A 10,125-nucleotide genomic window follows, 5' to 3' on the forward strand; every position below is an offset into this window, starting at 1 on the left:
CGGGGATCAGCTCCCCGGCGCGCACGTCCCTGCACAGGAACATCCCCGCCGACGGCTCCCACAGCCGCTCCACCAGGGCGGCGGTGAGCCGCTCGGCGCCGCCCTGGTGGAGCGGAGCCGCCGCGCCCAGCTCGCGGGCGATCCGGGCCAGGGCGTGCTCGGAGGCGATGAGCAGGGCGTTGAACGCCGGGTCCTCCACGGCGAAGTCGCCCGCCCGTCTCCCCCCACCACCCTCAACCGAGGCCCTGCGGGCCGCCCCTCCGATTCCACCGTCTGCGTACCCGCGGTCCCGGTAGTCGCTCGCCAGCCGTACGTACCGCCCGTAGTCCAGATCCGTCGGCCGGTCCTCGGGGGCGCCGTGGTCGAGGTCGGCGCGGCGGAAGGAGCCGGCCGGGGCCGGAGTGACCCGGGAGAGCGGACGGTCCCAGCAGGGGCTGTTGTCCATACCCTGTTCCCAGGGGTGCACGACGGACACCAGTCCGCCTCCGCCCAAGTCGCGCCGGTGCAGCAGATACCGGTGCCAGGCCGCGAGCCGGGGATACGCCCGGGCGAGGAAGCCGCGCGCCCGGGACAGACCGGGGTCGGCGAGGTGCACCAGCCACGCGGCCAGCGCGTGGACCGGTGGCTGCACGATCCCGGAGGTCTGTACGGTGCGCGGGGCGCCCGCGGAGTGCCCCGCGGTCGAGGAGCGCCAGAAGTCGGGGCTCGGGAAGTACGCGTCGAGCGGGACGGAGGGGTTGAAGACGATGTGCGGGACCCGTCCGTCCGCCCACTGGGCCGCCAGCAGCGTCTCCAGCTCCGTCTGTGCCCGTAACGGCGACACGTGCCTCAGGCCGATCGCGATGAACGCCGAGTCCCAGGACCACTGGTGCGGATACAGACCGCGCGAGGGCACGGTGGACGTGCCCGTCCAGCCGGCCTCCAGCACGGCGGCGGCCCTGACATGCAGGGGTGGCGCGGCACTGGGCGGATCGTATGCAACGGTTCGTCCCGTGGGACGAGAAGCGCGTTGGGCGGTGCTGTCCACTCGGGGCTCTCCGGAAAGACGTCCAGCCGGCCGGTTCGGCTGCGGCTACCGTGGGGTTACGTCTATTTAACACGCAAAACCCACTATGTAAGGCAAGGTTGAGAAACACAAGGGGGTGTGCATGACCGGACGGCCCGTCAGAGCGGGACGAGGTGCCGGCCAGGCGAGCGCCGGCGAACTGCTCGAACTGGTGCGCAGTCGCCGCGCCGTGACCCGGGGTGCGCTCCAGCAGGCGACCGGTTTGTCCCGGGCCACCGTCGGGCAGCGGCTCGACCGGCTCTTCCGCGCGGGCTGGCTGCGCGAGGGCGCCGGGGGGCCGGTGGACTCCCCGCTGGGCGGGCGCCCCTCCATCACTCTGGAGTTCGACGACGAGCACGCGGTGGTCCTGGCCGCCGACCTCGACACCCGGCACGCGCGGGCGGCGGTGCTGTCGCTGAGCGGCGAGATCCTCGCCGAGCACTCCGGCACCCTCGTCGTCGACGACGGGCCGGACCTCGTGCTGGGCGAACTGGGCCGCTGGTTCGGCGAGTTGCTGGAGAAGGCCGGACGCGGGGCCGAGTCGGTGTGCGGCGTCGGACTCGCCGTGCCCGGCCCGGTGGACACCGAGACCGGCCGCGTCGTCCAGCCGCCGATCATGCCCGGCTGGGACGGCTACGACATAAGGAGCCGGCTGGCCCGGGCGCTCACCGAGCACACGGGCGCCGCCGAGGTGCCGGTGCTGGTGGACAACGACGCCAACCTCATGGCCTACGGCGAACAGCGCACCGGCTATCCCGACTGCTCAGCCTTCGTGCTGGTCAAGGTCTCCACCGGCATCGGTGCCGGGGTCGTGGTGGACGGCGCGGTGTTCCGGGGTATCGACGGGGGCGCCGGGGACATCGGGCACATCCGGGTGCCGGAGGGCGCCCAGACGCTGTGCCGGTGCGGTTCGTACGGCTGCCTGGCCGCCGTCGCGAGCGGTGGCGCGGTGGCGCGGCGGCTGGCGGAGACCGGGGTGCGGGCGGCCTCCGGCTCGGACGTACGGGACCTGCTGGCGTCCGGGCATCCCGAGGCGGTCGGTCTCGCCCGGGAGGCCGGGCGCCGGGTCGGGGACGTGCTGGCGACCGTGGTGACGCTGCTCAACCCCGGGGTGCTGATGATCGCCGGGGATCTGGCCGGAACCCCGTTCCTCACGGGTGTGCGCGAACTGCTCTACCAGCGGGCGCTGCCCCGCTCCACCGCCCACCTGGACGTCGTGACGTCACGGCTCGGCGAGCGGTCCGGGCTGGTCGGGGCCGGGGCGATGGTCGTGGAGCATCTCTACGCCCCCGAGCGGGTCGAGGAGCGGCTGCGCGCCCTCGGGGTGTGACGGGGACATTTCGGCCCCGAGACGCGTCCGCATGGTGAAATCCCGTCGGCTGTGGCAGCGTGATTCTCGCCACCCTTGATAAGGGTTGCGCTCAGATGAGCGGAGCTTGAGCGGCTGCACTTCTCCAAAGGGTGGCACTGAGTGCCACCCTTTGATCGTTCATCGAGCGAAATCAATCGTGTCGAACCTCGCTCATTTGAGCGCTCGGCGGGGTTCACGGAGGTCCATGCGTTCAAGAAGTGAAAACATGTGGCTGTGATCGCTTGCTCAGCCTTGACTTTCGATCCACTGGCGGACGAGTGGTTACAGGCGTATGACGCGCGAGTGGACGTACCCAGAAGCCTTTGATCTGGGTATGTTCCTCGCCGTCAGGGCAGCCACCGCGTCCTCGAGGAGTCGAGACCCGTGTCGGAAAACAAAGATCCCCACGTAGCTGAGCACGGTAAGAGTGTTGAGGGCGTGAAGTTCGTTTACGACTTCACCGAGGGCAACAAGAACCTCAAGGACCTCCTCGGTGGCAAGGGCGCGAACCTCGCCGAGATGACGAACCTGGGCCTTCCCGTCCCGCCCGGCTTCACCATCACCACCGAGGCGTGCAAGGTCTACCTGGACAGCGGCGAGGAGCCGGCGGCACTGCGTGACGAGGTGAGTGCGCACCTCGACGCGCTGGAGCAGCGCATGGGCAAAAAGCTCGGCCAGGCCGACGACCCGCTGCTGGTGTCGGTGCGGTCGGGCGCCAAGTTCTCCATGCCCGGCATGATGGACACCGTCCTCAACATCGGTCTCTCCGACAAGTCGGTGCAGGGCCTGGCCAAGCAGGCCGGCGACGACCGCTTCGCCTGGGACTCCTACCGCCGCCTCATCCAGATGTTCGGCAAGACCGTCCTCGGCGTCGACGGCGAGCTCTTCGAGGACGCGCTGGAGAAGGCCAAGGAGACCAAGAAGGTCACGGTCGACACCGAGCTGGAGGCCGCCGACCTCAAGAAGCTCGTCACCAAGTTCAAGAAGATCGTCAAGACCGAGGCCGGCCGGGACTTCCCGCAGGACCCGCGTGAGCAGATGGACCTCGCCATCCACGCGGTCTTCGACTCCTGGAACACCGACCGCGCCAAGCTCTACCGCCGCCAGGAGCGCATCCCGCACGACCTGGGCACGGCCGTCAACGTCTGCTCCATGGTCTTCGGCAACCTCGGCCCCGACTCCGGCACCGGCGTCGCCTTCACCCGCGACCCCGCCTCCGGCCACCAGGGCGTCTACGGCGACTACCTCCAGAACGCGCAGGGCGAGGACGTGGTCGCGGGCATCCGCAACACCGTGCCGCTCGCGGACCTGGAGCGGATCGACAAGAAGTCGTACGACCAGCTGATGCAGATCATGGAGACGCTGGAGAACCACTACAAGGACCTCTGCGACATCGAGTTCACCATCGAGCGCGGTGTGCTGTGGATGCTCCAGACCCGGGTCGGCAAGCGCACCGCGGGCGCGGCCTTCCGCATCGCGACCCAGCTGGTGGACCAGGGCCTGATCGACGAGGCCGAGGCGCTCACCCGCGTCAACGGCGCCCAGCTCGCGCAGCTGATGTTCCCGCGCTTCGACGAGAGCGCGAAGGTCGAGACGGTCGGCCGGGGCATCGCGGCCTCCCCGGGCGCGGCGGTCGGCAAGGCGGTCTTCGACTCCTACACCGCCGTCAAGTGGTCGCGTTCGGGCGAGAAGGTCATCCTGATCCGCCGCGAGACCAACCCCGACGACCTGGACGGCATGATCGCCGCCGAGGGCATCCTGACCTCGCGCGGCGGCAAGACCTCCCACGCGGCCGTGGTCGCGCGCGGCATGGGCAAGACCTGTGTCTGCGGTGCGGAGGAGCTGGAGGTCGACACCAAGCGCCGCCGGATGACCGTGCCGGGCGGGCACGTCGTCGAGGAGGGCGACGTCGTCTCCATCGACGGCTCGACGGGCAAGGTCTACCTCGGCGAGGTGCCGGTCGTGCCGTCCCCGGTCGTGGAGTACTTCGAGGGCCGGATGCACGCCGGTGCCGAGGACGCCGACGAGCTGGTCGAGGCGGTCCACCGCATCATGGCGTTCGCCGACCGCAAGCGCCGTCTGCGCGTGCGGGCCAACGCGGACAACGCCGAGGACGCGCTGCGGGCCCGCCGCTTCGGCGCCCAGGGCATCGGCCTGTGCCGCACCGAGCACATGTTCCTCGGCGACCGGCGCGAGCTGGTGGAGCGGCTGATCCTGGCCGACACCCAGGCCGAGCGCGAGGAATCCCTCAAGGAACTGCTGCCGCTCCAGAAGCAGGACTTCGTCCAGCTCTTCGAGTCGATGGACGGCCTCCCGGTCACCGTCCGGCTGCTGGATCCGCCGCTGCACGAGTTCCTGCCCGACATCACGGAACTGTCGGTGCGCGTCGCCCTCGCCGAGTCCCGCCAGGAGCCGCACGAGAACGAACTGCGCCTCCTCCAGGCCGTGCACCGGCTCCACGAGCAGAACCCGATGCTGGGCCTGCGCGGTGTGCGCCTGGGCCTGGTCATCCCCGGCCTGTTCACCATGCAGGTCCGGGCGATCGCCGAGGCCGCCGCCGAGCGCAAGGCCGCCAAGGGCGACCCGCGCGCCGAGATCATGATCCCGCTCGTCGGCACGGTGCAGGAGCTGGAGATCGTGCGCGAGGAGGCCGACAAGGTCATCGCCGAGGTCGAGGCGGCCTCGGGTGCGCAGCTCAAGCTGTCCATCGGCACGATGATCGAGCTGCCGCGCGCCGCCCTGACCGCCGGTCAGATCGCCGAGGCGGCCGAGTTCTTCTCCTTCGGCACGAACGACCTGACGCAGACGGTGTGGGGCTTCTCCCGGGACGACGTGGAGGCCAGCTTCTTCACCGCGTACCTGGAGAAGGGCATCTTCGGCGTCTCCCCGTTCGAGACGATCGACAAGGACGGCGTCGGCTCCCTGGTGAAGCTCGCCGCACAGGCCGGCCGTGAGACCCGGCCCGACCTCAAGCTCGGCGTCTGCGGCGAGCACGGCGGCGACCCGGAGTCGGTCCACTTCTTCCACGAGGTGGGACTCGACTACGTCTCCTGCTCCCCGTTCCGCATCCCGGTGGCCCGTCTGGAGGCCGGCCGGGCGGCGGTCCAGGCGGAGGGCAGCGACCACCGGTAGGCCACGCCGAGTGACCGGAAGCCGGAGCCGCGGCCTGTCACACCGACCCTCACGGACGGGGCGGCGGCTCCGGAGCACGAAAGAGGGCGGCACCCGTGCGGGGGTGCCGCCCTCTCGGGGCAGGGGCGGCGACGGAGTTCCCCGCGGTCGACCGCGCCGGTTCGGGAACACCGCTCCGGTTGGGTATCACCCCCACGCGGGGGCGGTGAACATGCTGGCCGCGTTGTATCCCGAGTGAGGGTAGGGGGCGGTCCAGGACATCGCCTCCGGCTGGGTGCGGGCGAAGTCCGCGGCCACCAGGGTGGCCAGCTCGAAGTACGCCTCGCGGGTCTGCGGCCTCATCTCGGCCAGGTCGACCTCCGAGCCGGAGGCGAGGTGCTCGTCGAACGGAACCACCACCACGCCCCGGCAGCGGGCGCGGAAGTGATCCAGGATGCCGTTCACCTCGACTCTCTTGTTCTTCTTACGGGCCTCGGAGACCACGGTGATGCTCCGCTTGACGAGGTCGTCATAGTGGTGTGCGGAGAGCCAGTCCAAGGTGGTGCTGGCGCTGGTCGCGCCGTCCACGCTGGGGGTGGTGACGACGATCAGCTGGTCGGCGAAGTCCAGGACACCCCGCATCGCGCTGTGCAGCAGGCCGGTGCCGGAGTCGGTCAGGATGATCGGGTAGTGCTGCCCGAGGCAGTTGACCACCTTTCTGTAGTCCTCGTCGCTGAACGCCGTCGACAGAGCGGGGTCGACCTCGTTGGCGAGGATCTCCAGGCCGCTCGGGGCCTGCGAGGTGAAACGCCGTACCGCCATGTAATGGGTGAGGTTGGGGATCTCGGCCACCAGGTCGCGGATGGTGGCACCCGTCTCGCGGCGCACGCGATGGCTGAGCGTGCCCGCGTCCGGATTGGCGTCGATCGCGACGACCCGGTCCTGGCGCTGGGAGGCGAGCGTCGCGCCCAGGGCGGCAGTGGTGGTGGTCTTGCCGACGCCACCCTTGAGACTGATGACGGCGATCTTGTAACACTGCATCACCGGCGTACGGAGGATGGCCAGCTTGTGCTGGCGCTCCCGCTCCGCGGCCTTGCCCATGATGCGGAACCAGGCGTGGTCACCGCGGTCACCGCGCCGCTTGCGCAGCAGGCGGTCGGAGGAGAGCTCGACAGCCGCACTGTGCCCCAGGGTCCCGCTGCGGTCCCGCCCCGGCCAGTAGGCCGGAGCGGGCGGCGACGGTTGACGAGCGGGTGCCGGCGCGGCACCGCCGTAGCCCGGCGGCTGCATCACCCTGGCAGAGGGTGCCACCGGAGGCTGTGCACCCAGGTTGTTCCCCGCGGGCACCGTGGTGTGGTGCTCCGCCCTGCCCTCCTGCGGCGGCACGGCCTCATGGGCCTGCTGGGTGCCGGTCACCGGCTCCGCCGGGGCGACGGCCGGGAACGCGCCGGACGCCTCTTGCGGTGTAGAGCCGGCTTCGCCGGAGCCCTCCCCGCCCGCGCGGGGCGCGGGATCGCCGACGCAGGTGTCGGGTTCGTTCGTCACGCTTTTTCCCTTCAGTGAGTTGGAGCGTAGGTCGAGAGCAGTGCCGACGGGGTTGCGTCGGTACCCGGAAGGCAGCACGTCGGCGTGCCGGCCAGGCCTGTGACCTGGTGCCTCTGTGCGGTGGGAGGGCCCGATCGGAACGAGGGCGACCGGTGGCCGGCCCGTGCCGGAGCCTCCGGTCCGCAGCTCGGGCGGGCCGGCGATGCCCAGGCGTCCGTGGCCGCCGTCCGGGTGGTGCGCCTGGCCGCCTGCGAAGCCGAAGGCCGGACGCGCGCTCTGCCCGGCAGGCAGCTCGCGCGGTCTGTGGCCCGGCCGATGCGGGAGAGCGGCGTCCGCGCGGTTCGGCCGGGATCCTGTGACACCGATGGGCGGCGACGACGCGGTGAGGGGGTTTGGCGGGTCCGCGCGGACCAACCTGCCGCTTTCGTCGAACCGCAGTCCCAGAGATATGAACTGCTCCACTGTCAGGACCCGCTTTTCCGGGCGCCAGGCAGGTGCCGACGGCCGCCAGGCACCCGTTCCGCCAGGGCCGCGCCCCACCTGTGTCGCGTACGCGGCGCGGAAACCCCGACCGGCTCCCAACGCGTGCTGGACCTCGGGTGGAACCTCGAGCCGGCTGCGCACGCGGAAATGCCCGGCTTTCATGCTCTCCACCCGGTGCAGTTGAACCTTCACCGGGCCTACGAACGAGTAGTCCTGTTCTTCGGCGTACTCGCGCACCTTCTCGACCAGTTCCTCGCCGAGCATCACCAGGCACGGGCTGTGTCGTTCGTGGTCGCTCGGGCTGAGCTCGACGATGAAGGCGTTGGGCGCCATCGTGCAGTCCCGGTTCCAGATCCTGGCGTTGATGTCGCACTCACGCCGGAGCGCGCCGGCGAACTCCATGGGGTGCACCGCGGATTTGAAGACCTTGGAGAAGGTGCCGTCAACCAGAGCCTCGAAGACCTGTTCGATCTTGTCCAGTGTTCCCACTGCAGCCTCCGGGGGTGCCTATCTGCCGCGATGCAGTCAGGCAAGGCGATGATCTTACTATTAGTACTTATATAGCCACCCACAGTGACCGCACTTGGGGGGCCGCCTCAATTCACCGGATCGGACGCAGACCTCCGCCTCCAGGCTTCTGGGGACGCAAAAGGGCGGCACCCGCGCCGAGGTGCCGCCCTCTGTCGTGCCTCGGTCTCCCGCGGCAGGGGAGGTTACGAGCGGAACGGGCCCTTCACCTCGTACGTGATGCCGCCCGACGAACTGCCCGTCGTGCCGCGCTGGCTCGAGAAGTACAGGCGGCTGCCGTCCGGAGAGAACGCCGGGCCGGTGATCTCCGAGCCGGACTGTCCGTCGACGCGGAGGAAGGGGGCGACCACGTCGGTCGGGGTGATCACGCAGATCTCCATGGTGCCGCCGTCCTCCGCGACGAACAGGTCGCCGGAGGAGGAGCCGGTGACGTTGTCGACACCCGTGAGGGGAGCCGTGCCGGACGTCACCAGGGAGTCGTCGTAGGCGAGTTCGATGGTCTGGGAGCCCGCGTTGTACTGCCAGACGCGGTTGTCGCCCTTGGTGGTGAACCAGCAGGTGTCGTTCGCGTAGTAGCAGCCCTCGCCGCCGTTGAAGCGCTTGGCGCCCGAGACCTGGCTGCGGGTGGCGGTCGCGCCGGAGGGGTCGGGGACCCGGGCCCAGGTGACCGGGCCGCTCGTACCGCTGCCGGCCACCAGGACCTCCAGCGTGCCGGAGGACAGGTCGCCCCAGGTCGTCGGGCGGAAGCGGTAGAAGCAGCCGTCGGTGACGTCCTCGGTCAGGTAGACGACCTGGCGGACCGGGTCGGCCGCCGCCGCCTCGTGCTTGAAGCGGCCCATGGCGTCGCGGCGCACCGCCGCCTTCGTGCCCCAGGGGTCGGTCTCGTAGACGTAGCCCCGGTCCACCTCCTCGCAGGACAGCCAGGTGTTCCACGGCGTCTTGCCGCCGGCGCAGTTCTGCCGGGTGCTGGACAGGATGCGGTACGCGCCGGTGATCGCGCCGGTCGAGGAGAACCTCACCGCGCTCGCGCCGCCCGAGGGATTGATCTCGGAGTTGGAGACATAGATCCAGCCCGTGCCGTCGGCGTAACAGGCGCCGCCGTCCGGCGCGTTGTGCCAGGTGTACGACGTGCTCCCGACCCGCTGGCCCGACCGGGCGATCACCCGGCTGGTGAAGCCGCTGGGGAGCCTGATGCCGTTGGCGTCCGGGGAGCCCAGCGGCCCGTAGGGGCCGGTGCCGGGCTGGGCCGGGGCCGCGTACGCGGCGCCGCGCCACAGGGTTCCGCCCAGGGCGGCCGAAGTGCCGCCGAGGACGGCCGCACGCAGGAGGCTACGACGTTCCACTCTCACTCCAAGAGGTGCCGTACCGCCCTGCCGCCGGTCGACGGCAGGGTTGTGCGTGGGGGGAGGCGGGAGGGACGCTATGGGGACAGGATTGACGGGGCATGGACAACTCGTGGCCGTGGGGCGGCAGGCTGTGTGCCGCCTGTGGGTCCGACGGGGTGCCCGAGGGGCTCGCCTTGTTGTTCGTGGGCTCATGCGGGCAGCGCCGGTGCCTCCCGTCTCCGGCCGCTCCTCGGCCGGTCGGTGCCCGGCCCGTGCCCCTCGGCCGGCGGTCGTACGGACGGCAGCCGGACCGCCACGTCCAGGCCGCCCGTCGCCGCCGCGTGCAGGGTCGCCTCGCCGCCGCTGGCGTGGGCGAGGCGCTGCACCAGGGCGAGGCCGAGTCCCGAGCCACCCTTGGGAGCGCCCGGGGCGCGCCAGAAGCGGTCGAAGGCGCGGGCCCGCTGCTCCTCCGTCAGGGCCCTCGTCGGTGACGTGCAGGTCGACCCAGCGCGGGCGGCTGTCGCGCAGGGCGGGGCGGGGCGGGGCCGGCATCCGCAGCTCGATCGTGACGGTGCTGCCGGGCGGGGACGCCCGCAGGGCGTTGGGCAACAGGTTGTCCATGATCTGCTCGACGGCTCCCGGCGCCGCGAGCACGGGGCCGACGCTGCCCGCGAAGAGCACGAGGGAGACGTCCTCGCGGGCGAACAGGGGCTGCCAGGTGCGGTGCCGTTCCGATG

5 protein-coding genes and 1 pseudogene are annotated in these 10,125 nt (G+C 70.9%); 2 read left to right on the plus strand and 4 right to left on the minus strand.

Going from position 1 to position 10,125, the window contains the following annotated elements:
• Positions 1-1,027, minus strand: a 1,027-nt coding sequence (locus AOQ53_RS35230) for an MGH1-like glycoside hydrolase domain-containing protein (protein ID WP_059423638.1), incomplete at its 3' end; no start/stop codon positions are given.
• Between the two features lie 121 nt (positions 1,028-1,148).
• Between AOQ53_RS35230 and AOQ53_RS35235 the strand changes: the two genes are divergently transcribed.
• Both AOQ53_RS35235 and ppdK read left to right on the plus strand, forming a co-directional pair.
• Complete coding sequence (locus AOQ53_RS35235; RefSeq protein WP_174523397.1) at positions 1,149-2,375, plus strand: ROK family transcriptional regulator; 1,227 nt, start codon at positions 1,149-1,151, stop codon at positions 2,373-2,375.
• Between the two features lie 405 nt (positions 2,376-2,780).
• Positions 2,781-5,528: a pyruvate, phosphate dikinase gene (gene ppdK / locus AOQ53_RS35240; protein ID WP_059423634.1), complete on the plus strand. Its 2,748-nt coding sequence runs from the start codon at positions 2,781-2,783 to the stop codon at positions 5,526-5,528.
• A gap of 186 nt (positions 5,529-5,714) precedes the next feature.
• On the opposite strand, the gene AOQ53_RS35245 is transcribed toward ppdK, so the two are convergent.
• From AOQ53_RS35245 to AOQ53_RS42215, 3 genes and pseudogenes are all read right to left on the minus strand, one after another.
• Complete coding sequence (locus AOQ53_RS35245) at positions 5,715-8,024, minus strand: FhaA domain-containing protein (protein WP_059423635.1); 2,310 nt, start codon at positions 8,022-8,024, stop codon at positions 5,715-5,717.
• 224 nt (positions 8,025-8,248) lie between these two features.
• Positions 8,249-9,406, minus strand: coding sequence for an alkaline phosphatase PhoX (locus AOQ53_RS35250; RefSeq protein ID WP_059423636.1), 1,158 nt, complete (start codon positions 9,404-9,406; stop codon positions 8,249-8,251).
• Between the two features lie 191 nt (positions 9,407-9,597).
• Positions 9,598-10,125: pseudogene (locus AOQ53_RS42215) on the minus strand (sensor histidine kinase); the annotation flags it as partial.

The organism is Streptomyces azureus (assembly GCF_001270025.1).
Taxonomy (GTDB): Bacteria; Actinomycetota; Actinomycetes; order Streptomycetales; family Streptomycetaceae; genus Streptomyces; species Streptomyces azureus.

Bases quoted from the DNA above. Each gene is read 5' to 3' on its own strand.
- AOQ53_RS35235 (WP_174523397.1), top strand. From the start codon at position 1,149: ATGACCGGACGGCCCGTCAGAGCGGGACGAGGTGCCGGCCAGGCGAGC.